Source organism: Pseudomonas sp. GW822-FHT03F08, from assembly GCF_058801265.1.
The window spans coordinates 269670-293697 of record NZ_JBXANC010000006.1 but is presented as its reverse complement, the minus strand read 5'-3'; the positions used below and the strand labels follow the sequence as shown (position 1 = coordinate 293697).

11 protein-coding genes are annotated in these 24028 nt (G+C 57.9%); 5 read left to right on the top strand and 6 right to left on the bottom strand.

Translation table 11 applies throughout. The annotated features are described in order from the left end of the window. Positions 1–148 precede the first annotated feature (148 nt). From AC1RME_RS17205 to AC1RME_RS17185, 5 genes are all read left to right on the top strand, one after another. Positions 149–4210 carry an Ig-like domain-containing protein gene (locus tag AC1RME_RS17205; protein ID WP_493091567.1) on the top strand — a complete coding sequence of 1354 codons (4062 nt, stop codon included), beginning with the start codon at positions 149–151 and terminating at the stop codon, positions 4208–4210. 205 nt (positions 4211–4415) lie between these two features. Next, a complete protein-coding gene (locus tag AC1RME_RS17200; RefSeq protein WP_096818345.1) occupies positions 4416–9104 on the top strand; it encodes a Tc toxin subunit A in 4689 nt (1562 codons plus the stop codon). A gap of 62 nt (positions 9105–9166) precedes the next feature. Then, positions 9167–13636: a Tc toxin subunit A-related protein gene (locus AC1RME_RS17195; RefSeq protein WP_096818344.1), complete on the top strand. Its 4470-nt coding sequence runs from the start codon at positions 9167–9169 to the stop codon at positions 13634–13636. After that, on the top strand, positions 13633–16425 hold the full coding sequence (locus AC1RME_RS17190; protein ID WP_493091566.1) for a hypothetical protein: 2793 nt from the start codon (positions 13633–13635) through the stop codon (positions 16423–16425). The genes AC1RME_RS17195 and AC1RME_RS17190 overlap by 4 nt, the downstream gene beginning before the upstream one ends. Before the next feature lie 3 nt (positions 16426–16428). Further along, entirely contained in the window at positions 16429–17142 is a 714-nt protein-coding gene (locus AC1RME_RS17185) for a hypothetical protein (RefSeq protein WP_176504803.1), read from the top strand. Here the strand turns inward: AC1RME_RS17185 and AC1RME_RS17180 are convergent. From AC1RME_RS17180 to AC1RME_RS17155, 6 genes are read right to left on the bottom strand one after another with little or no spacing between them, the layout of a single operon-like run. Next, the gene (locus tag AC1RME_RS17180) at positions 17139–18470 is read right to left on the bottom strand and encodes a DUF58 domain-containing protein (RefSeq protein ID WP_096818341.1); all 1332 of its coding nucleotides are present in this window, start codon (positions 18468–18470) and stop codon (positions 17139–17141) included. The two genes, AC1RME_RS17185 and AC1RME_RS17180, sit on opposite strands and share 4 nt — an antisense overlap. Further along, positions 18467–19468, bottom strand: a complete 1002-nt coding sequence (locus AC1RME_RS17175; protein ID WP_096818339.1) for an AAA family ATPase — start codon at positions 19466–19468, stop codon at positions 18467–18469. The genes AC1RME_RS17180 and AC1RME_RS17175 overlap by 4 nt, the downstream gene beginning before the upstream one ends. Further along, entirely contained in the window at positions 19465–20628 is a 1164-nt protein-coding gene (locus tag AC1RME_RS17170; protein WP_493091565.1) for a DUF4350 domain-containing protein, read from the bottom strand. The genes AC1RME_RS17175 and AC1RME_RS17170 overlap by 4 nt, the downstream gene beginning before the upstream one ends. Continuing rightward, the gene (locus AC1RME_RS17165; protein ID WP_096818335.1) at positions 20625–22169 is read right to left on the bottom strand and encodes a DUF4129 domain-containing protein; all 1545 of its coding nucleotides are present in this window, start codon (positions 22167–22169) and stop codon (positions 20625–20627) included. The genes AC1RME_RS17170 and AC1RME_RS17165 overlap by 4 nt, the downstream gene beginning before the upstream one ends. Continuing rightward, positions 22156–23133: a stage II sporulation protein M gene (locus tag AC1RME_RS17160; protein ID WP_096818656.1), complete on the bottom strand. Its 978-nt coding sequence runs from the start codon at positions 23131–23133 to the stop codon at positions 22156–22158. The genes AC1RME_RS17165 and AC1RME_RS17160 overlap by 14 nt, the downstream gene beginning before the upstream one ends. Next, positions 23130–23855, bottom strand: coding sequence for an RDD family protein (locus AC1RME_RS17155; RefSeq protein ID WP_096818333.1), 726 nt, complete (start codon positions 23853–23855; stop codon positions 23130–23132). Before AC1RME_RS17155 ends, AC1RME_RS17160 begins: the two co-directional genes overlap by 4 nt. Positions 23856–24028: the final 173 nt, after the last annotated feature.

Here is a 24028-nt window from a genome sequence, read left to right as displayed (position 1 = left end):
TTGTAGGCAATGGCACAAGGCGTCGTAGCCCGTTGTTACGACTTGCAGGACGCTGCCGGACCGGGCTGTGGGAAGAGTTACCGTTTGTCGGGACTGTCAGAAGTGTCAGGTGTTGCGCTTCAAGGTATTGGATTCAATGGATGGGCAAATGTTTGTGCGTGAATTAACACCTTTAACCACCATGGAGCCAGTTATGAATACATCAGATGATGTTGGAGATGAGGCTACGGGCGAGTCACCACATGACCAAGAGGTAACTGGCGAACCTGGAAATACTGTAGTAGCGATAGAGCAAACAGAGAATGGTGTATTGATCACGCACGATATCTATGCCGAAAAAGACGGATATTGGGCGTATCTGCGCGTTGAGTACTCGTACCATGAGGATGGTCGATCTCTCACATGCAATGCGACGCACTACAAAGCCAAGAGCAATGGCAGGACCTCAGGAAACGTATGGATGCATGTTGCCCTGACGGGGAGTGAATGGAATCCGACCGAGTTGACGAATGACAATGCCAGGCAGACTGGCAATTGGGAGCCCATCAGTGGAGGTAAAAGCATCCCAGCCGATACCAAGAGCGTAACAATCGGATTTGGTTACATGTACGACAGAGCGGATGTATCGGATGTCTGGCTGACAGGGTCTTTGACAGTACACTTCAAACCTCACTCGCCCAGCATCAACCCGATCAAGAATTTTTCCGCCTCACCAGTGCGTGTAACCGGTACTCGAGGAATTCCCGGGTACACCTTGCACGTTTATAGAAGTTTCGACTATGAGAAAGCTAGCGCAATCATTAATTATCAAGACAAAACATGGTCTGCTGATCTTCAAATTCCTCCTCAAGTAAATTTATTGAGTATTAATTCCAACCAGTTTTCTGGTTTGGCGGTCTCCGATTATTCCAACGGTTTTGAACTGTATCGGGCGGCTCTTACTTCACCGGCAGCGGGCGAAATCGTGCCTTTAAAAGATCTCGCCTTCAGTGGAATCGCCGGGCCCGGTACTTCAATGAAAGTTGTCCTGGGAGGCGTCGGAACTCCCCTGTCTGTCTCGGCCAATACAGGAGCAGGAAGCAGTTGGCAGGCATCTGCGCTGGCAAACCTGACTCTGGGCAGTGGCAATTTGTCGGTGACGGCTGAAATCGATGGCGCGCAGAATTACACCAATCATTACACCATTCAGATATTGGGTTATCCGGTCATTACCAACACCCAATTGACTGTACCGCTGGGCTTCACACTGACAGGCCGTAACCGTCTATCCGGTGCCACTCTGATTGCCTACATAGGCGCCTCTAACACGGCAGTGGGAACGGCGGTGGCGGCGACAACGGATACGTTTTCCATCACGACAACCAATCTGGATCCGGGCGCTCACGCGCTCACCGTAGAGCAGTTCCATTCAGGCAAGGGGTCCGGGCGTAGCGAGGCCGTCACATTCAATGTCAAACCAAACCCGCCAACGGTGACCTCCACCACCACAGGCGAACGGGTCAGACTGCATGGCACCGGATTCAAGGGTGGAGAACTCCACTTTCATCAGCCCGGGAACGGTGTTACTCCATTATTCAGTGTCCCCATAAAAAGTGACGGTACATTTGAATACGATGTACCACTAACTCAGCTGCCGGGAACATTGACATACAGCTGTCGGCAAAGTGTTCTCGGTGTTCCGCCAGCGCGTATTTACAGTGATGGGTGGGTTCAGTTACAGACTAAAGTCCCGACACCCGCGCCCACACAACTGACCGGCACTCGAGACGGCCACAAACTGAAGTTTTCGGGTCTTGGGCAGAACTGGGGCACGAGTCAGGTAGTGGTGGTCATATTCAACAACGGCGTGGACATGCGTCCCGGGGTACCTGCCGGTACCGTCACAAACCAGGCGTGGTCCATTGTTTCCACCCTCGACTTTGACCCAGGAACCTACAATCAATTAACCGCCAAGATGTGGGTCAATAATCTCTATTCGCTACCTGCGAACGTGCCTGCTGTAATCATCCCGTCACCCCCGCCCGTGCTCACCCCCATCACCGCACCCACCGACCAACGTCCGCGGATCGGCGGCACCATGTGGAAAGGCTCGGTGGTCAAAGTCAGTGTCAATGGAGGAACTGCTCAAGCCGCTACTACAATAGGTGCCAGTTTTTATTTGAACGCGACGTCGGACTGGGAACCTGGTACTTACACGGTCAGCGTGACGGCGGAATTCGGCGGGCAAACCTCAACTGCCTCCACACAATCGCTCACCGTTCGCACGCCGCAGCCAAAAATCGAAACCTCTGGCTCGGTTCCCCTCATCGCGACCATCACCGGCAAAGGCTGGCCGGGCTGCCGGGTCATAATCCGCACGACCATCGGCAATCAGGAGTTGGGCGCAGACGACGTGAAGCACGATGGTACCTTTGATATAACCCTGTTGAAGCAAGCCGCGGGTGACCAGACCTTGTATGCCGTGCAGTACGAGTCGAATAACCCTGCGAACGCATCGATCGAGAGTGATCGTGTGGCGGTGAAGTTCGGCGTACCGACCGCCGACGTTACCGTACCGGCCGAGGGCGGCAGAACGCCGCGAGTATCGGTTTTCAGCGGCACAACGACTGCACAGAGCGGTACCGTCGAGTTGTGGCTTGAAACCACGCTGCTCCGCAACAATATTGCGATAACCAACGGTGCCTGGGGCACGTCCGGTATCACGCTGGGCGTAGGGCCTAAAGCGGTGCTTGTTTATATTCGTGACGGTATTGATCTCAGCGCACCGACCACTCGCAACGTGATCGTGGTACCTGAGAAACTGAAGATTGATTCGCCCCTGACGAATCAGAACTTCGGTCGTCAAATGCGGGTCTCCGGAGTCGGCGCTTTCCCAGGGGATCAGGTGATTGTCAGACGGTTGGGAGCGCCGCACAACTTTCCTCCCGTCACCGCGAACGAACACGGTCAATGGACGACGAACCTTCAGCACAATATGGTCGCCGGCAACACCCTCGCTGCCATTGCACGAGCCGGTGCGGGTCTGGATTCCGACGTGTCCGAACCGATCATTCCAAAATTGCTTCATGCACCCCAGCACTTCACACAGCCACAGGCAGGTGACAGAACCGGAACGAAGCCGGTTTTTGCCGGGCTGGTCAGGCCGCAAGCAACGGTCACCATTGCCCAGTGGTTCAACAGCGAGATCGTGTTGGCGACGACTGTGGCCAATGTCGATGGTTACTGGGAAGTGCAAAGTACAGTCGCGTTGGCCGAGGGCGGGGCCTGGGTTCAAATGCGCGACACCCTCGACGGTCAGCATTCAGAGTGGCGCAAGAGCGAGCGATTTGAGGTCAAGTCGGTAGCCCTCCATTTCCCTGCACCGACTCTGATTTACCCGCATGAGGGGGAAAAGGTAAGTCGCAGAACCCTAGTGTCCGGGAGAGGATTGGCCGGTGCATTGGTTCGGGTCTACCGGCGCGGCGTAGGGTCTGATGTGCTGGGAGAGTTTTTGGTGGGCCGCGCCGGGAACTGGAGTGGGCATTTGAACAAAGACATTGCGACAGGGAGTTTTGTAATCTCGGTGTGGCAGTCCCGTGATGGATTTGATTCAGATTGGATGGTTCCTGATCGAACGGTAGAAGTGGTGGAAGTGCCACTAGATTTCGGAACGCCAATCTTTCTGGAGCCGCCTCCCGACACAACACTGCCACTCGAAATTCGGCCCGGGTTTCGAGGAACGGGCTATTCAGGTGCTGTAGTCAAGGTGTTTGAGGGCGAGACGTTTCTAGGTGAGGCAACAGTCGATGCACGAGGTGACTGGTCGTTGCGTTGTGCTATCGATCTGGCGGTGCAGACGGATCCCCACACCGTTAGGGCTCGGCAGTATCTGGGCGACCATGTTTCCGACTGGTCAAGCGAGGCTACCCAATTCTCGGTCTCCGGCCGAACCCTTTATCCGCCGATCGCTGTTGATCCGATGAACAGGGATTATGTTTCCCCCAATCCAGTGATCTATCTGACGGCCATGCCGGGGTCAATGGTGTCGCTCTTTCCGGAACTGACCACCAATAAAATCGGCACCGGTTTTGCCGATGCGTCCGGACTCTGTGTGATACCGCTGTATGACTTGCCGCCTGGTCGGTACGTGGTGCGAGGCAAGACCGAAAAAGAAGGGATCGTGACCGGCTGGATGACACCTCTTGAGCTCGACGTAGTGGATATTGGCTAACGCTCGAACTGAACTTTTCAGGCCCTCCATCGAGGGCCTTTTTTCAGATACTCACGCAACCTCCAATACCCGACAAACGGTCATAAAACCTGTCAGATCTGACAGTGGTCATTTTATCCAGCTCAGCGCTAAATCACTTGAAACCAACAAAAGCCCACTCACGCGTCCGTGGCATTTGTTTCTCCATTCAAGAGGAAGCGCCTGAATGAAAGCATCGCAAACGAGCCCCGTGCATCAACTGGTCAGGGCCGTGCTGGGCCAAGGCAAGAAACGCTTGTCTGTGCCGCGTAAATTCGATCGTTACCTTTCGGAGTTTTCCAGCGTATTCGACCTGATAAAACACAGTGTGAGCGAGTTGCAGGCATTGGGCCTGACACAGGCTCAGGCCGAGACCATGCTGGCTCGTGGCAGAGCATTGGCGCTGCAGATCACCCGGTTATACCGCCAGCAAGAACTGCGTGCCGCGCCGCGTCGAGGCGACAAAAAGGCGGCGGTGACTTTGCCTACCTACGAACAATTGTTCACCCCCAATATTGACGAGGCGGCGCCACAGGGCAGCCCGGAGCACAGCGCCTCTCCGGTGGCCTATCTGGTCAGCCTGCGCGAGTTTGTCCGCGACGAAATCGAGAAACACGCGGGGCCGGATGCTATTCCGTTGCAAGAGCGACGCCCGGATGTCGATCAACTGATGATTGACCCTGCGGCCATCAACGAGGTGAAGTCGCGAGTCGACATCCACAGCCGGATACTTGAATCGGTCCTTTCGGAAAGGCTGCCTCACGAGTACTCGACGGTTCAAGAGTTTCTGGGTTCCACACGTGTTCCCCTCAGCATGCCGTTCGAGATGAATGCGGTCGGCATCTGGCAGGTAACAGGCCAGGTCATGGCAAACGGCTCATTAGGTGAAGTCATTCGCTGGATGGACAGCGATTACCCGTATTTCATACGCCCCGGTGCTCGGGGTGCTCGTGATCACACCGCCTGGCAACTGACCTTGCCAATGGGGCGTGAAGCGATGGCGTTGCAGCTTGAGGACTCGGTGTTTCCGCTGAGTGTTGAACCGACCCGTCTGTCTTTGGACAGGGTTGATCCTCTGACGGGGTGCATCGATTCTGAACCGCAAAAATCCGCCGAAGATTTTTATCGCCGTAACTATGGGCCGACCATTTTCGCCAATCAGGATCTTCAGCGGCTGTGGCTGTTCAAGATTGCAACCAGCCTTACCCAGCCAGAGGTGGACAGCTTGCTGGCGTGGGATAAATTTACCCCCAAGCTGTCGCCTAATGTCCCTGCGATAGGCGACCCGGACGAGCTTCTGACAGGGGAGGTGGCCGGGGCACGTTACGTCAATGGCGGAGAAAAACCGGCGATCGGGCGCGCTATCGGGGAGATTGATGCAAAGCATCTGCTGACACATATCGGTGAATTCCCGACGGTTGAGCTGGAGCACCGTGCCGAGCGCATTCACCGCAAGGTGCGTCTGGATTACATCCTGAAACTGAAGAGCCATGATGTGGACAGGCTCATTGTTGCCGCAGTAAATGCCGAGCATCGCGGAGGCGCCAGTGCATCACTCTGGATTCGCCCGGCCACATTGAGCTGCCTGGGATTGTTCCTGGAACTGATCACTGTTCACGGCTGCACCGCCGAGGAGTGCGCGGGTCTGGTGGATGTGCTGTCGGTCTATGGTCAGAATGGATCTTCTGCGTTCTTCGATCAGGTTTACAGCGAACTTCTTCCCAATGATGACCCCCTGCGCATTGATGGCAGTCCGTTGGCGATCATTCCGGTCACCGCAGCCGAGCAGCACAAGGTGCATCAGATTTGCACAGCGCTGCGCATTAAAGGCGAAACCTGTCGTTACCTGAGTACCGTTATCGCCGAAGCCAAGGGCAAAACGACGTCTCTGGATTGCGACCTGCCTACTCTGTCGGCGTTGTGGCGGCTGGTGCGGCTCGCCCGGCTGAGTGAGCTGACGCCGATCGAATACACGGCACTGGCGCAAACCCTGGGACTGATCACCCAATTGGCAGCCGAGCCCGTGGTGTCCGATTCGGGGTCCACGGAAGGCGCGGATGTGCTGAGCGCCATCGATGGGTTGATCCAGTGCTCGAAGTGGGCCAAGGAGTCAAACTTGTCCGTGCTGTGGTTGGTGCAACACGTCAATCCGATTGTCGTCCCGAGTGTCTGGAGTGAAACCCAGGAGCAGTTTCTCCGGCAATTGGCCAGCCAGACGCAACCTGTGTTGGTACAGACCGCCACATTGCTGGCGGCAGGCGCACCGGTGCGTTTCCCTCACAGCGAACAGATCATCGACTGGATGTCTTTGCTGGGCTTGCTGGTGGACGAGTACGGTCTGGTGATCGGCGAGTATGACCAGACGCAAGAGCAATATCTGGCGTTCGCCGAAGAACAATGCGAATCCGTTGCATCGGTTGTCTATCAGGATCCGGCTGATCCGACTCAGGAGGCGAAGAGGGACGCGCTGAAGGCGTTGTTGCTGTTGATCGTGTTGCGTTGTCGGGATGAGCAGCGCGCGTTGGTTGAAGAAAATCTTGCGGTCTATCTGCAGATCAGTTCTTTACTGACCCGCCAGATCCTGGCTTGGGCGCAGGGGCACCCTCACAGGTTTCTGTCACAGGCGCTGAGCATGCCCGAAGTGCCCAATCGCCGGGTCTTGAAGAATACGCTGGAGGAACCGGACCAATTTCTGCGACTGTTCGCGGAGGTGGAGCGTCGCGCCCGGATTGCCAGCAAGCTCAACGTGAGTGCAACGTTGCTGGAGGTCATCCTGGCAGACGAAAACCACCAGTGGTTCAGCCTTGGGGACCGCTATGAAATTTCGATCCAGAGCTTTTATTACCTGAGCTTGTTCGGTCGGTTGGTGGAACAGGCGCGGGAGCCGGAAGAGAAACTACTCGACTATCTTATTCAGGTTAACGTCTTCGATTCCGAGCTGAGCGAGGATGCGCGTCGGCTATTGCGCGATGCAGCCGCGGACAAACTGGCCCGATTCTTCGGTTGCGGTATCAAGCACGTGCTGACAGTGGTGAGCCATCTCAAGGGCGAGGTCCAGGACAGCGAACAACTTCCGTTGCTACAGAATCTACAGGAGTTGGATGTGCTGCGACGCACGCTTGAACTGTCTGCCAAAGGACTGGATGCAGCCGCCGCCGTAAGTCTTGGCAATCTGAGTCCGCTGGATACCCAGGCTCAATACGCAAAGGCTGCGCATAATTCGCTGGAAAGTTATGACCGCTTCATCAATCTGAAAATGCAGCCGGAATCGGCCGAGGCCGGCCAGAGCTATACCACCTTGTGCACGGTAGACAACCGCTACCTTATCGCAAACGTGGATCAGGAAGTGGCGGAGTTTCTGCTGCAGTTGAAAGATTTCTTCGGTGTTCCCCTCAAGGGAGTACCGATTCAGTTCAAGACCGATATCGGCGTCATGCTCACGCCCGAAGTCAGGACAGACAACCAGGGTCGCGCGGTCGCGCGGTTGCAGGCCGGGAAAACAATGGGAGCCGCCCATATCAGCTATAACCTGCCGCTCAGCGATCCGATCCACGGTCCGACCGTCACCATTGGCCCTGATATGGAGTCCCTGAGACCCGAGCCCGAGTTGAGCTCAAGACTCAGGTCAATCCCGCCGCTTCTGGCAGGCAGGCTGGAAGAAGTCGAGTTGTTCACTGTAATACTCGACAAATACGGCAACCGTCCCGCCAGATTTCCGCTGGAGTGGCGAACCACGCTGGGCGAGATACGGCCACGCCAGACTGTTACCGACAAGAATGGACGAAGCGCCGTGTGGGTATCCAGCCTGTCGGCAGGTACCGCCAAGTATTCAGTCGGCCCTGTCGATCGCTCCAACACCATGACCTTCGCTGATTCGCTCCTGTTCAAGGATTCGCCGCGGATCGCTGATGTCCCTTTTGTGACCGAGGTGGCAAGAATGGGTGCCACATTCCTGGTTAGATGCAAGGTCGTCGGGCTTGACGGCATGCCTTCAGATGGAAAGGTCGTTTCGTGGCGTACGGAGCCTTCTACGACAACAGATGAAGTGGCCACCGATAAAACAGGCATCTCCCGGTTTGCCGTGCTCAGCTCAACGTCTGGCGCACTGACGATTTTCGCCAGGTTGGGCAGCGACGCCGAGGTCCGGCTCACTGTCGAGGTGATCGACACCGCCGAGATCGTGCTTTTCCTGGCTAATCCCCCGATAGCGGTGGTCGGCGCACGCCCCACTTTATTGTGGGTGGATGTGGCGGATAAGTCGGGCGTGGATGGTAAGCCCGTCGGGCTTTATCCGGTCGAGTGGAAGGTCCATTCAGTTCCCCCTGTCACCGACACTGTCCTCACTGATGAGCAAGGTCGTTCCGTCTATCCGTTCGAGGCAGCAGCGGCCGGTACGCACACGGTGACCGCGACCCTGCAACATCATCCGGTGCAAGTGCAGAGTTTTTCGGTTGAAGCCATCAGGGCGTTCGGGTGGCGCGTCGTTCTTTTCACTCTGGCACCCAACGGTGACGAATTGAATCGCGAGACGATCCTCCCGGTTCCGGAAGGATCGGGCCGCCTCGATTTGTTCAGAGGCACGCGTTACCGCATACAAATCGAGGCAAGTGAACCAGAACAACTCGATGGCAGTCGCGGCGCTGTGGGATGGAGTTCCCAGTACTCCACCAGAGCACTGGGGATGGATTTCCAGCCACCCATGGCCGAGTCCTTTACGTATGGAGTCGCCCCTCACGTAATCGAACTCATGATCGGCGACGTGCGCAACGGCGACTTCGAGATAAGTGTGCATGCCGACAAGTTACCGCAGGCTTTGGTGATGCCAGGAACCCTGCGCAAACGACCGCTCACTCCGCGCCCTTCAAACAAGGCTTGAACTGACCGATTGCCCACGGTCGTCTGCAGTCGGATCACCATTGCGTGACAGGGAGAAAAACAATGTCTACGTCCCGTAATACTTCGTTAAATGAGCGTTACCTGAAGGCAATGGTCGACACGATGGTGGGCCACCGACTGATGCCCGTCCCCATCGCCGTTCCCACCACGGAAACCTTGAGCGATGTGCTGCTGACTGATCTTGAGGACAAGGCGCAGGCACAAGCCTCGGAAGTTTCCTCGACGGTGCGCACTTTGCAACGGTATATCCATGGTGTTTACGCAGGCATGGAGCTCGGTTACAAAAACGCTGTTTTCGATCCGGACGACCAGGATTACTGGTGGAAGATCCTGAGTAACTACAGCTCATGGTCGGCCAACGTGTTGCTCAAGGATCATGCGGCCAACTACATCGAGCCGCCATTGCGCCTGAACAAAACCGAGCTGTTTCGTGCACTGGAAAGTGAGGTGATGCAGAGGCGCTTGTCTGACGCTTCGGTACAGGCGGCACTGATGGCGTACACAAGCAGTTTCGAGAAGCTCAGCAATCTGGAAGTCAGGTGCTGTTACATCGACGAGACCAAAACCCGCAAAGCGAATTACTTTCTGGTCGCAAGAAGTCGCACGCAACCGTTCGACCATTACCTGCGCAAGGTCAAGGTCGAGGTGGACGAGAACAGCACGAAAATCAACCCGGCGAATTGGGATGAGTGGCGTAAGTGCAATATCGACACCGCTGGCACGGTCATCGACATCCGCTGTGTGCTGTGGCTCGGCCAGTTGGCGCTGGTGTGGTGTGAATGGATCGATCGCCAGGTCGATGGCAACGGCGTGGTGCAGTCACCCTGGACCTTGAACATTAAATTGGCATTCAAGTCGGTTGACGAGACATGGTCTGCTCCGTTGACGTTGCATAGCCGAAGATGTGAATCGGACGTTTCTGATGGTTGGCTGACGGCTTTCTCCGACGGTGACGGCAGTCCGAACGATGATCGGCTGCGGGTGTGCTACACCAACCGTCACAGCGCGGATTTCAGCGCTGCTCCGGGCGGAATCGAGATACATGAGGTACGCGATCATTTGATGCGAAAGGTGGAAGGCGACATTTCCACCTCGCTGGCGATGGTCTTTGGACGCTTCAGAAACCGCTACGGCGTACAACAGAAAGTGGTGCCAGCCGATTATCCGAAAATCGAAATCGAGTACGCGATTCCACCTGTTGGCCCTATCGCTCAAGGTATGGAGGTTGACGTTGTCTTCAGCCGTGAAAGGCTGACAAACGGTAGTTGGTCTCAGGTGCTCAGAGTTCGCGGTCGCTGCACTGCGGTGCGCGAGACCGGACGGGTTTTGCAGCGTTTGTCGATCAGTTGGAGGGCGCTGCATGCCGGCACTTATACCGATGTCAGTATCCAATACGCAGACGATAAGTACATCACGATCACCCTGACTACGCGGCGCAGACCTGTGGCTGCACATAACGTACGACTGCCCAAGGTTAACGCCCAGTACGAGCCTGTCCATTCCTTTACAGTTGCGGACTTCAAAGAGACCTCAGAAGGCGATGGGATCTGGGAGGCGCAAGCTCTCGTAGTACTTCAAGACTCTGCATTGCGCTATCTCGTCGAAAGAACCTCGGAGGAAATACGTGCCGGCGCCGGTTTTACCGTCGACGTGCTGGGTGCGGCGCAGGTCAACGATGACAATCGGCTTGAGCAGAAAATTCTTTATGAAGCAGTGCCATTCAGCATAGGCCTTCAGAATCCGTCTGCGACCGATCCTGCCCCGTCGCAATTCACCGCCCCGCTGGACGGAACCATCATATCGCCGTGGGTTGTTTATTCGAGCGGTACCTTTCCTATCAACATTGACATCCCTGTGGACTTCAGTGCGGATGGCGCGATCGTGACGTTCAACGTAAAACTAACGGCCCAGCCCAAAGATTACCTGACCCCGACCATCGGCGAGACCAACGCTCAAGGTGCGCAATTTCTAAGCTTCAACGACCCGAGCCAGACGCTCAAGCACCTTCGACTGGGTTCCCAGATCGGTGCGATTCTGACCAGCCGCGCGTCGCTTTCGGTGGATGCGCTACTGGACTGGGACACCCAGCACGTCGAGGAAGACCCTCTGCCGGATGGCACTGTCGAGCGCAACGGTCCGTTCGACGGTTGTAATGGCAGGTACTTCTGGGAGCTTTTTTTACATGTGCCGCATCTGGTGTTCTGGCGCCTGTCCGAAGAGGGCCGCTATCAGGAAGCACAACGCTGGCTGGAGTACATCTTCCACCCGTTGTCTCCTGAAACTGCGAAAGGTCGCGGGGGGCTCAAGGCGACTGCAAGGCAGGCTTACTGGCGCTGCCGTCCGCTGAAAATCGATCATATCGATTGCTCGTATGAGCAACTGGCGCCGACGGATCCCGATGCACTCGGTTATTGCGCGCCGATTCACTTCATGATTGCGATCTTCCTGCACTACGTCCAGAACCTGATCGCCGAAGGCGACGATCTGTTCCGACGGCTCGATTACGACAGCATGGTTCGTGCCGGGCTGCTTTACAGCAAGGCCTGGAGAATGATCGGCGAAAAAACAGGAACGGATACGGCCAGTACCTGGCAAGCGAAAACGCTGGATCAATTGCTGAGCACAATCAAGGGGCGGGATCCGCTCAAAGCGTTCGAGGCCCGACTCAACCTCTCACTGGCAGACATACCTTTATCGATGAAGGGCAAACCGCGTCTGGATCTGACCGGTAGCGGCGTCTTCAAGGCGGGGGTCAACGAACGGCCCGCCGCTTTGTGGGACCTACTCAAATCGCGTCTGGACAATTTGCGTTCGAACCGCTCGATCGACGGTTACGATCTGGCTCTTCCTCTCTTTCAACCGAAGGGGGATCCGAGGCAACTGCTGATTGCTCAGGGGAATGGCACATTGGGGGCGTCACGCAATCCGGGTGGGCAGGTACAGGTAGTGCCTTATAGATTTCAAACGGTCTACGAGCTGGCGCGGGACGCTGTCGAGTTTCTGATCCAGCAGGAGGACCAGCTCCGGTCGTGGCTGGAAATGCGTGACCGCAACAAGTTAGAAGAACTGCAACATGAGCACTTGATCGAGCTGGCCGACCATACCCGTTCGATCCACGAGGCAACCATCGCCCAGCTTGAGGCCACGGCCGCCTCTCTACGTCAGAGTGAGAGCATGGTCAACGAACGGGTCCAGCATTACGAACGCCTGGTCAGGGAAGGAGTCTCCGAGGCCGAAAACAAGGTTATCGAGAAAAACCGCGATGCCCGTCAGATTGCTACGGGGGCTGCAGCACTTGAGACCGTCGGAGCGGGACTGAGGTTGGTGCCCAATGTGTACGGGATGTCGTGGGGGGGCTTTGATCTGTCGGCGATTCCCTACACGGGCGCACAGTTGCTTCATTTGGTCGCCCAGCAGTGGCGAGGTGAAGCCGAAGAGGCTGGCATCAACGAGGCTTATCGTCGGCGAGCGGAAGAATGGACGCTTGAACACAATCAAACCCGCGCTCAGGCACGGGTCTTGCGCGAACAGATAGTGTCCCAGGAACACGGGATCAGGGCGGCCCGCGCTAGCCTGGAACAGTCCGAGGCAGCTAATAACCAGTCCAAGGCAATCTACCGATTCTACAAGGAACGCAGCACCGGCCCGGATCTGAGCAACTGGATCGTGGGGCAGATCAAGACTTCGCTCTACCAGCTCAATGACCTTTGCGTCAGTCTTTGTACGAATGCCGAGCACGCTTTGCAATATGAAACGGGCGTCTTCAAAACCAACATCATCCGTTCCGATGCATGGAATGACACCCGCCATGGGTTCACGTCCGGTGCTGCATTGAAAATGGGCTTGTTGCAACTGTCGGCCGCTCGGGTCCAGCGTCATGAGCGCCAGATGGAAATGACGAAGACGTTCTCCCTCAGGCAACTCGTGGGCGAGGATGAATGGAGCAAATTCATCGGATCGGGAAGCCTGGATTTCAGGTTGAAGGAAAGCCGCTTCGCAGATGACTATCCGCAGCACTACTGCCGGAAGATAGTGGAACTGACATGCACTTGCCCAGGATTGCAGAGGCCATACGAGAATCTTTGCGCCATCCTGATGCAACTTGGCAGTTCGACAATGCTGGAACCGGATATCGGCACGTTCAAATACTTGCACGATGAAAGTGGCGAACCGGCTCCCGGGGCGTTGGTGCAAAACCTGCGGCCGTATCAACAGATAGGCCTGTCTCGAGGCGTGGATGACAACGGTATTGTCGACCGGGTACCCAGCGATCGCCTCCTGCCTTTTGAGGGCACCGGTGTCCATGGGAATTACAGGCTCACGTTTCCCAGGCCTGGCCGGGAAAGCCAGTTCAACCTGCTGCGGTCTTTGACTGATTTTATTTTGACCGTGAGTTATCGCGCTCGCGATGGCGGCCCGCTTTTCGGTAGTGCTGTAGAAGCCGTGCTTGCAGCACCGCGCCAGTCACCGAAAAAGCGCGGCGCTGCTCGCGCAGGGACGGTGCGGCCATGAACTATAACTTTCTGGTGAATGGCGGCTTCATCAATACTCTGGATCCTTGGGTAACCAATGATTTAGGCGCGGTAAATCACAACATTGATAAATGGCACGATGACGATATCCACCTGATGGTTGCCAAGAATCTGGGGGAAGGCTGGCAAACGATAGTGCTGCCAGACAAACCGCGGCCTAAGGAGGGCAAGGCGGTCTATTGGCTTCACTTCTGGTATGAGGCCACAGCGCTCATTCCTGGCGCGCACGGAACTGTTCGGATCACTGGCGCCGAATCGGGCCAGGCGGATCTCAAACTCGTCAACTCACTCAGGGCGCCAACGGAAGAAGAGCCACAAGACGTCTTTTTGAAAAAGTGGGAGGAGGAACTGAAGCTCGTCGAGAGTGAAGCGCAAATCGAAGTCCGGGTGATGAGTCCTTCGAATGGAGGAATCGGTCCGGGTGCCGTACGTTTCACGCTCGCACAGTTTCTATTGCTGCTGGAGGACCTGGTGTTGGCGGGTTTGACGGTCGACGGCGTGCTTCAGGCCCTCGGTGAAATCTGCCTGTGCATTGGTGGGACTCAAGAGATCAAGTTTACAGTGGCGGATGACAACGCCTGGGACGGAACAGAAGCAGCATTGGTGTCGATATCTGATCGGGATGACCTCCTGCGTTCATCGCCAATGTTGGAGCAAGAACAATCCATCGACAATGCCTGGCAGCTTTCCTGCAAGGATACGGGGGCAGACACGCAAGTCATTGCCACCCTGGCCATACGCAGCAAATACACCGCTGAACTGTATGAGTTGAAAGTGATTTGTGGTCATCATTGGCTGGACGTGATTGCGGTGGAGGAGCCTTGGTTTTTTCCGGTTATCGACTTGGCTCAGTCCGTGACTTTGATTGTGCAAGTAGTCAGCCACTTCACCCGGTTGCCCTTGGCCAATCGCAAGGTCACTTTCAAACTGGGCGATACGGTGTTGTTGGAGCAGGACTCGGATGCGAACGGCAAGGTTTCTTTTCCATGGTTGCCGACAGCCTCGGGCAATCACGAAATCAAAGCATCGGTCGATAGCTACTACCATCCGGATGAGGCCCTGCACACGTTCAGAATCCATGCAATCCAGAGTGATCCCTGGAAGAGCTTCAAGCTTCAACTGGACGAACTTCCTGAGGGGAGCTGGGGGAGTAACACAACCTATCTCAACCGTGGTGCCAGCCATGTGATGACGGCGACGTTTGCTGATGGCGTATTGAACGAAACTTCGTTGACGACCGAGTTTCAGGGAGACGAGACGCCGGAGGCGGTGGGCATCGCGATCACGCCTGAGGTCCAGCCTGTCGACGGGGACAAAGTGCAATTGGAAGTGGTTTGTGAAAACCGGAGAAACGGTGAAGTCTCATTGTTACTCAGGTGTTCGAAGCTGCTGCTGGCGTCTCCATTGCTGAAACTGGACCTGGGTCATCACTGGTTATCCATCGTCGATCCGAAGGTTTTAACGAAATTCCCTGTGGCGGGTGGCCCTGACGTGCGGCTGTCTGCGCGAATTGAATCGCGAGTGCCCGGTGTTGGCGGCGTTCAGAATGTCATCTCTTACTGGAGTGACAACAGCAAACCGGAAACCATGGAGCCGACGGGCCCCGGCGGCAATATTCTGACCTCGTTCGAACCAGGTCTCGAAGGCGATTCTGAAATCATTTTAAGAGTTGCCAGTCCTTACGATTGCGAGGATTGCACATACAAATACAACTTTAAGGTGTTTGGAGAGAGTATCTGGACTCAGTTGGCGACGGTGACGCTCGATGGGCGAGAGCAAGGGCGTGTGGGTCTGCTCTGTTTTCGCAATGTCGAGGCAGTGCCACTGAAAATCGAACCGAAAGACAACCTTCTTGTAGGCGAATTCATTTCCATAAAGGTGTCAGCTGAGGATGGGACTGATCTTGAGTTTCACGCTGACCCTGATCTGATCACCCCACGTCAAGTGACCGAGGATGGGTTGATCTATAGGGTCAGCTCCACGTCGCCGATCAGTTCCTTTTTCCAATTGCAAGTAATCCACCACTCAGAGGATCCGGATTACGGGCTTCCACCCTATGATCTGGAGGGGCGATTGATATCGACCGTTCTGTCGGAGGAAGGGGAGTTGAAATTCGATGACCGGGTGATGGCTGCCGGGGAGTCGATACCGGCCTGCCTCGGCGCGCGCCATAAGCTGCTATTTACGCCATTCACGCAAAGCCCCGTGACCGGGCTTTCCATGTCTGCGAAATTGCAAGAGGGCGACGACCTCAAGATGAAACTGACGGCCAAGGATAACGAACCTGTCCCTATCCCCGGAAAAGAGTGGGAACTCGATGCCCGTGCCAGCACCGAAAAGGGCGCGCAAGGCATTGTGTTTACCCTCGATGAGGCTGGGTTTGGCTTCCAGTCTTTAGATCTTCCGTTAGCACACAACCGAATCCTGGCGCAGGCCGAAGGGCCTGATGTTGATCTGGAAGTGGGGCAGTCAACATGGTTGTATCTGATGGCTAGTTCGTTTTACACCGAGGAGTCTGTTTCGAAGCTGTCAGTGACCTATGAAAATGCAGACGATGAAAAAACGGTGCTCACCGATGAGTCGGGTGAGGCCCGGTATCTTTTCACAGCTGTGACGCCGGGAGAGTTCGAGGTTTCCGCAACGCCCGACAGCCCTTATGACGCTACTCCTCAGGTCGAAACCTTCAACGTACTGGTTATTGGCTCCCGCACTCAGGACGCCGATCCAATCGGTGAACCATCTATTCCAACTTTTCGGAAAAGGGACTGAGTCATGTCTAACACAATCATGCAGACAACCACGGCTGGTGAGATTGTCGAGGTGGAGCAGGCTTCATACGATCCTGAGGTTGGACAATCCGTACGCTTGGCAGTCCGGTTAGCTACTGCTGTCACAGGGGGAGAAATGGCCAACGCAAGCGTTGTATTCGAGACTCTGCCAGGTCCGGTGCAAGTACGGGTAACGACGGATGGCGATGGGTGGGCACGGTTTGTCTACAAGGCCAATGTGCCAGGGAACGCGCAGGTCACGGCTGTAGTCGAGGGGAGCAATGCAAAATCTGCGTCACATACTTTCGATATCGCGGTCGTGAAAGCTGGTGTCTGGGACGACGCCACGATGACTCTCAATAGCGTCGCCGCGAGCGAGGCTCGCTGGGGTGCAGAAAGCAAGTTTCCCCGAATCACTCCGGCAGCTCACACCATCACATTGAAGGCTGCCGCTGGAAGCGCCTTGCTCAATCGTAATGTGCAACTGGGCGTCATAAGCGAGTCGACGCTGGCTGAGCTGGGTATCACGAACGTGAACCCTGCATTGGGTTCCGCACGGTTATTCACTGCCGACGGGCTGAGTTGGACATTCACCGCCAGTACAACGGCCGGGGGGACCTACTTCCTGGTTTTGGCGGCGGATCGCCTGATCAATCAATCGGCAGAAAATCACATGTCGCTGGGGCCAAATCCACCTGCGCCGGTTTTGGCAGCCTAAAAAACACCCACCTTCTTCCAGGCAAGATACCGCGTTACCACCCCGGTCCCCAGTTCTTCGGGCCGGGCCTGCACCACCGCAACACCTTGAGAGCTCAAGCGCTCATGGTGTTGCGCGCTGGCGTTGAGGTAATCCACGGCCGCGCAATAGGTCAACGCTTCATCTAGCGTTTGTACCGATCGATGGCGCAGATCATCCAGCGTGGTTTCGCGCAGACTGGCGACCAGAACCCGGTGTTGCTGGCTCAGGTGCTGGACGGCATTCAGCAGTTCCTCATCTACCTCATCCCGCAAGTTGGTTACCAACACCACCAGCGCCCGACGTTTCTGCCTCGCCAGCAACTGATCCACCGCCGCCCGGTAGTCCGCCGAACGCCGTGTGCTATCCAGATCATAAACACCGTTGAGCAACACCTTGAGCTGCCCCGCACCTTTGACCGGTGCAATAAACCGTGGCTGATCACTGGCAAAGGTGGACAACCCCACCGCATCCCCCTGGCGCAACGCCACATAACTCAACAGCAAACACGCATTCAACGCATGATCGAAATGCGACAGCTCGCCGTCCTGACTGCGCATCTGTCGCCCGCAATCGAGCATGAAAACAATCTGTTGATCTCGTTCGTCTTCGTACTCCCGGGCAATCGGTGTGCGATGGCGGGCGGTGGCTTTCCAGTCGATCTGGCGCAGGCTGTCGCCTTCGCGAAACTCTCTTAGCTGATGAAATTCCATGCCCTGGCCACGGCGTTGACGCTGGCGTACGCCGAGCTGGCTGAGCCAGTTGTCGACCGCCAGCAACTGGCCGCCGTAGAGGCGGGCGAAGTCGGGGTAGACGCGGGTGTGGTCGGTGATGTTCAGCAGGCGTTTGCCGGACCACAGGCCGAAGGGGCTGGGCAGGTTGAGTTCGCAGGTTTCGAAGGTGAAGTGGCCACGCTTGAGCGGGCGCAGGCGATAGCCGATCAGGCTGCGCTGGCCGGGTTGAAGCTCAGTGTCGAGCGGCAGGTTTTCGAAGCTCAGGCCATCGGGTACGTGGTCGAAGATTTGAATGGTGAGTGGTTGGTCGAAATCGTGTTCGACTTCCAGCCGCACTTCGCTCCAGCGACCGAGCGCCAGGCTGCCGGGCATTTGCCGATGTACGCGGGGCGAGGGCTGGCGCTTGAGGCGCAAGGCGTCCAGCAGGCTCAGCGCAAACAGTGCCAGCAACAATCCCCAGTTGATCGACAACAGGCTCGCAGGCACCTCGACATCCAGCGCCTGCAAAGTGCCCAGCACAATGCCGATGGCCAGCAGGATCGCCAGCCAGATCAACAGCAGGCGCGAGGGTTTCACAGGCGCGGCGCCGGTACTTGATCGAGCAGTTGCTGAAGAACCTGATCGACTTGCAGCCCTTCGATGTCCAGCTCCGGTGCAAGGCGTACCCGGTGGCGCAACACCGCCAGTGCGCAGCCCTTGATGTCGTCCGGGATCACGAATTCACCGCCGCGCAGCAGGGCCCGGGCGCGGGCGCAGCGCACCAGTGCAATGGAGGCGCGTGGCCCGGCGCCGAGGCTCAGCCCCGGCCAGGTGCGGGTGCTGCGCGCCAGTCGCACGGCGTAGTCGAGTACCTGATCGTCCAGCGGCAAATCACTGGCAATGCGTTGCAAGGCTTGCACGTCCTTGGCCTGCAACACGGTGCGTAGCGGCTGCACATCGAGCATGTCGGCGCGGGTCGAGCGGGTGACCTGGCGCACCATGTCCAGCTCCTGATCGGCGTCGGGGTAATCCATGCGCACCTTGAGCATGAAGCGGTCGAGCTCGGCCTCGGGCAACGGGTAAGTGCCTTCCTGTTCGATCGGGTTTTGCGTGGCGAGCACCATGAACGGTTGGGCAATCGGCAGTGCCCGGCCTTCGAGGGTGACCTGACGTTCCTGCATCGCTTCGAGCAGGGCGGCCTGCGTTTTGGCCGGGGCGCGGTTGATCTCGTCCGCCAATAGAAGATTGGTGAACAACGGGCCTTTGCGCAGTTTGAACTGTTCGGTCTGCAGGTCGTAGACCGCGTGGCCAGTGACGTCGCTGGGCATCAGGTCCGGGGTGAACTGGATGCGGGCGAACTCGCCGCCGAAGCATTTGGCCAGGGCGCGTACCAGCAGGGTTTTGCCAAGGCCGGGAACGCCTTCGAGCAGCACGTGACCGCCGGCGATCAGCGCGGTCAGTACATCGTCGATCACCGGGTTCTGGCCGATCAGCGCCTTCTGCAATTCACCACGTACTGCTTGCGCCAACTGACTGGCGCGGTGACGTTGCTGGGCCGCGTGGCTGGGCGAGCCGGGTTCGATGTGTTCGGTCATAGCGAGTTCCTCAAGGCTTGCAGGTGGGCGACCTGACGGCAGAATTCGGCGCTGGACAGGCGCCGCTTCGGTGCCGGACTCAGGGCCTGGCTGATGGCACGGGTCGGCTGGCGGGTCAGGCGTGACAGGGCCAGCCATTGTTCGGCGACGTTCAACTGGTCGAAACCGGGGTGACGATGGCGGGCGCGGCGCAGGACGTCCTGCTGCAAGGCTTGCAGCAAGGTCTGTTGACCGTTGTGACGCAGGATGAAATCGGCACTGGCGCGCAGGTGTTCCATCAACTGACGACGACCGCTCGGGGCAGGAGCCTGCACCGGCCCGTGACGCACGCCGACATGCCACAAGCACAGACCGATCAACGCCAGCAGGGCAACGATGGCTTGTGGGAAATAGCGCCAGAGCAGGGTCAGCAGACCGTCATGTTCGGTGTTGTACAGCAAGGTCACGGCGGTGTCGGCGCTCAGGTACCAGAGCAGCCAGGCATTGTCGTGCTGCGCAATCGCCGGGGTTTTCCACAGATCGGCATCGGTGACCACGGTGATCGTGCCGAGGCCGTAGGGCAGTTGCATCATGTGCGTGGCGCGGGCGCTGTTGGCCCAGGCTTGCGCGAGGTTTTTCGGATCGTCGAGGTGGAACGCGGTGTCGAACCCGGCGTAGGCGGGAGCGTCTTCGTCTTCCAGATAGAGCTTGGTCAGGTTGGGGTAGGGATCGTCGTCGGCATCCGGCGGCGGGTCTTTCAGATCCTTGCTCAGGGATTGATGCAGTTGCACACGATCGAGCAGCAGGTCGTTGCTCTGGCCGGTCTTTTCATCCCAGATCGATTCGGCGACGAATACCAGCCGCCCGCCGGCCCGGGCCCAGTTCAAGACTTGGTCGACCTGGCGCGGGGTCATGTTCGAGCGGTCGTTGAACAGCAGCAGCGTGTGGCGGCGAGGGTCGATCTCGGGCAGCACGGCGAGACTCTCGGCATGACTGACGGCTATCCCGCGACCGCGTAGAAACATCTCCGCCGCCAGATAGGGATTGGCTTGCGCGGCGGGGGAAGGGCCGTGATCGACCACGGCCTGGTAAGGCGTGGCCTTGATGTACAGATAAACGCCCAATGCGCCCAACAGGGCGACGATCAGCGTGCCGACCAGCCAGAGTGCGCGCCGGTTCAACGGGCGACTCCATGGCCGAACAGGGACCGCCAGCCATCACACAACTCCCGTTGCAGATGCGCCGCCGGTACGCGATGCCCATAAGCGATGTTCTGCCAGTGCCCCGTTAGTTGACGGCTATAGGCGAGCAGATCGGGACGCTGCAAATGTTCGATCCGCGCCAGCACTTCGCTTTCGGTGTCGGAGGGTTTCAGGGTCAGGTTGAAGTCGTGCAGCAGATGACTGAGCAACGCCCGATACAGCAGGCCGAGCGCCGCACGGGGTTGGGTTTGCCAGAGTTGCTCGGCGCTGGCGGCGATGTCGTCGGGCAGGGTTTCCCGGCTAAGGTCGAGGCCGAAGGCTTGCTGTGGCACGGGGCGCTTTATTCGTTCGGGCAGTCGCGGGCGACGGCTGACGAACGTTTGCAGAAATTCGCGGTAGCGCCAGATCAACCAGCCGAACGCTCCGATCACCACGGCCCACAGCAACACTTCAATCGCCTTGGCCAGCCCGTTCAGGTGCTGGCCGTTGAGCCAGCCCAGCAAGGTTTTCAGCCATTGCGGCGCCTTGCCGTCCTTGGGTTTTTCGGTGGTGGCGGGGTCTTCGCCAAAGCGATAACGGGTGACGGTTTCCTTGTTCTTGAAGGGTGGTTGTTCAAGCAAGGCCTTGATGCTGTCGCGGGATGCCTGACTGGTCAGTGGCTGATTCAGGAGTCGGGGCGCCTCCGGAGCGGTGGCGGGGGCGGCTGCCCATGCCGAAGGCACTCCCGGCAGCAAAAGACACACCACCAGCAGCAAACCGAGTGCGCTGCTGTTCAGGCGCTGACGCAGGCGGCGGAACACCAGTTCGATGTCCCAGGCTTCGAGCGCGGTGCGCCGGTTCAGGTAGAGGCTGAAACCGCAGGCGACGTAGATCGGTTCCCAGATCACCAGTATCAGTGCATAGAAGGCATTGGTCAGGTGCTCGAGCCAGCGCCATTGGTGGTCGGCCGCGAAGATCAGGCTTTGCCAGTCCCAATCGGTTTCGACCTGTTGTGGCAGAAGCAGGTAGAACAACACCATCAGGCCGATCCACAGCGCCGTTTCCAGATGGACGCCGATGATCGTCAGCCATTGGGCCGCGCCGGCATTGCGTTGCAGCAGCACCCGCAAACGCTGCTGGCGTGCGAGGCCGCCCAGGCCTTCAAGTTGCACCACCGGCATCAGGAAACTGCGACTGAAGCTCAGGCGTCGCCAGGACAGGCTCGCCAGCAACTGTGGTTTAAGCAGTTTTGGCCATTGGCGTAACGCCTGTTTCAAGGTGGGCGTTTCGCCGAACAGGGCTTTGGACAGGATGTACAGCGGCAGGCGCTCGTACGCCGGTTTCAGCCACCAGAAGATGAACACCGCGAGCGACGGCGAATCCCACAGAAGCAGGCTGAGCACCACGAACAGCGGCAGGGTGACGATGGCCCAACTGGTCATCAGCAGGCGCCGATGTTGCTGGCTCATGAGCACGCCCAGGTCCATGGCTTCCCAGGTGGTACGCGGGCGGATCACCACAGTCGCGTCACTCAGGCGCATGGCGGGTCCTTCCGGCGAACAGCAGATAGGTCGCCACGCAGAGCCAGAGTCCGGAACCGACCAGGTATTTGGTCTGCGGTGTGACCCCGGTGCGCGACGACCAATAAGCCTCGATAAACGCGGCGATCAACAGGAACAGCATCACGCCGCAGATCAGCAGTACGCTCTGGCGCGCCGCGTGTCTCAAGGCCTCACCGCGTGTCAGGCGTCCCGGCGCGATCAACGCCCAACCCAGTTTCAGTCCCGCCGCGCCGGCCAGGGCAATGGCGGTGAGTTCGAAGGCACCGTGGCCGATCACAAAGGACCAGAAGGTCTGGCCGAATCCGATTTCACTCAGGTGCCCGGCCACGGTGCCGATGATCAAGCCGTTGTAGAGCAGGAAAAACGCACTGCCTACCCCCAGCAGCAAACCGCTGGCGAAGGTCTGAAAGGCGATGCCGATGTTGTGCATGATGTAGTAGCCGAACATCACCCAGTCTTCGCTGGCCGCACGTTCGGCCGAGCGGCCGAGGTGGCCGGCGGCGGGGTCGTACATGCTCTGCATCTCGCGCACCTGATCGGCGGGGATCAGGTTGTAGACCAGCTCCGGGAACAGGTACACCAGCAATCCGAAACCGGTCAGGCTGCCGAAGAACAGCAACCCGGCGGCGAGTACGAAGCGCCATTCGGCGCGTACCAGCCGTGGAAATCCGGCCAGGATGAAACCCAGTACGTTAGCGCCGAGCTGGCTGCGGTGACGGTAAAGTTGTTGATGACCGCGCAGCACTAACTGCTGCAACGAATCGACGAGAAAACTGCTGTAGCCACGTTCCTGCGCCAGGGCCAGATGTTGGCAGAGTCGGCGATAGGCCTTGGGAAATTCGGCCACCTGCGAAGTGTCCTTGCCTCGTTCCAGACGTTCGAGGGCGAGCGTGAAGCGCTCCCATTCGGCCTTGTGGCGGGTTTCGAAAAGGCTTTGCTTCATGTCGGCCCCAACAGGCCGCGGGCGATGCCGTTGAGTTCCCTGACGGCTTTCGGCGCACTGATGTGCAGTGGCTGAGCGAGCAACGCCGCGAGTTCATTGACCCGCGCCGTCGACAGTTCGCCCTGACGCTCGGCGAAAGCGAGCAGGGCGCGTTGTTCAGTCAGGGTCAGCGGGATCGGTGAGCGACGGGGCTCAGCATCAGGCAACTGCGGACGCTTGAGCGGGCGTTCGCTGTAGATCACCAGCGTGCCGGCGGCAATGTCGCCGAGGCGTTTGAAGGTCGGGTGTTGCAGGCAACTGATGGCGCCGAGGAAATAGCCGAATGGCATCAGGTCGACAAAACGCAGCAGGTTGCGCAACAAGGAGGCCGACCAGCCCACTGGCGTGCCATCGTCGTGCACCACCCGCAGGCCCATCCATTGCTTGCCCGGCGAACGGCCCTGACGCAGCACTTCGAACAGCACCATGTACCACCAGCTCACCGCGAACAGCAGCAGTGACCCCAGTCCGATACCGAGTTTGCCGAGCAACGCCAGCAGCATGAACAGCAGCCCCATTATCAACCCGCGCAAACCCAGATCGATGGTGAACGCCACGGCACGCACCATCAGGCCGGCGGGGCGCAGCGGCAGGTCGATGCCTTCCGGCGTTTCGACCTGGTGCCGCGTGTCCAGTGGCGGGGCCAGCGTTGCTTTCCTTGGCGGTGCTGTGGTCTCGAGCATGGGCTACCTGATGTTGCCGGATCGGGATGCAAGTGAGTCCGATGCTAGCAGTCTCTCGGGGGAAAACGACATAACTATGTCATACACATCGTTCAACCAAATGTGCCTGAATGATGCCGCGCTGGCCGCGACCGCCGTCGAACGCCTAGACTTTGCCGATCTTCAGTTCAGGA

What these genes read in the sequence shown, in the direction of transcription:
- AC1RME_RS17205 (WP_493091567.1), top strand. Translation starts at nt 149, where the DNA reads ATGTTTGTGCGTGAATTAACACCTTTAACCACCATGGAGCCAGTTATG.
- AC1RME_RS17200 (WP_096818345.1), top strand. Translation starts at nt 4,416, where the DNA reads ATGAAAGCATCGCAAACGAGCCCCGTGCATCAACTGGTCAGGGCCGTG.
- AC1RME_RS17195 (WP_096818344.1), top strand. Translation starts at nt 9,167, where the DNA reads ATGTCTACGTCCCGTAATACTTCGTTAAATGAGCGTTACCTGAAGGCA.
- AC1RME_RS17190 (WP_493091566.1), top strand. Translation starts at nt 13,633, where the DNA reads ATGAACTATAACTTTCTGGTGAATGGCGGCTTCATCAATACTCTGGAT.
- AC1RME_RS17185 (WP_176504803.1), top strand. Translation starts at nt 16,429, where the DNA reads ATGTCTAACACAATCATGCAGACAACCACGGCTGGTGAGATTGTCGAG.
- AC1RME_RS17175 (WP_096818339.1), bottom strand. Translation starts at nt 19,468, where the DNA reads ATGACCGAACACATCGAACCCGGCTCGCCCAGCCACGCGGCCCAGCAA.
- AC1RME_RS17165 (WP_096818335.1), bottom strand. Translation starts at nt 22,169, where the DNA reads ATGCGCCTGAGTGACGCGACTGTGGTGATCCGCCCGCGTACCACCTGG.
- AC1RME_RS17160 (WP_096818656.1), bottom strand. Translation starts at nt 23,133, where the DNA reads ATGAAGCAAAGCCTTTTCGAAACCCGCCACAAGGCCGAATGGGAGCGC.
- AC1RME_RS17155 (WP_096818333.1), bottom strand. Translation starts at nt 23,855, where the DNA reads ATGCTCGAGACCACAGCACCGCCAAGGAAAGCAACGCTGGCCCCGCCA.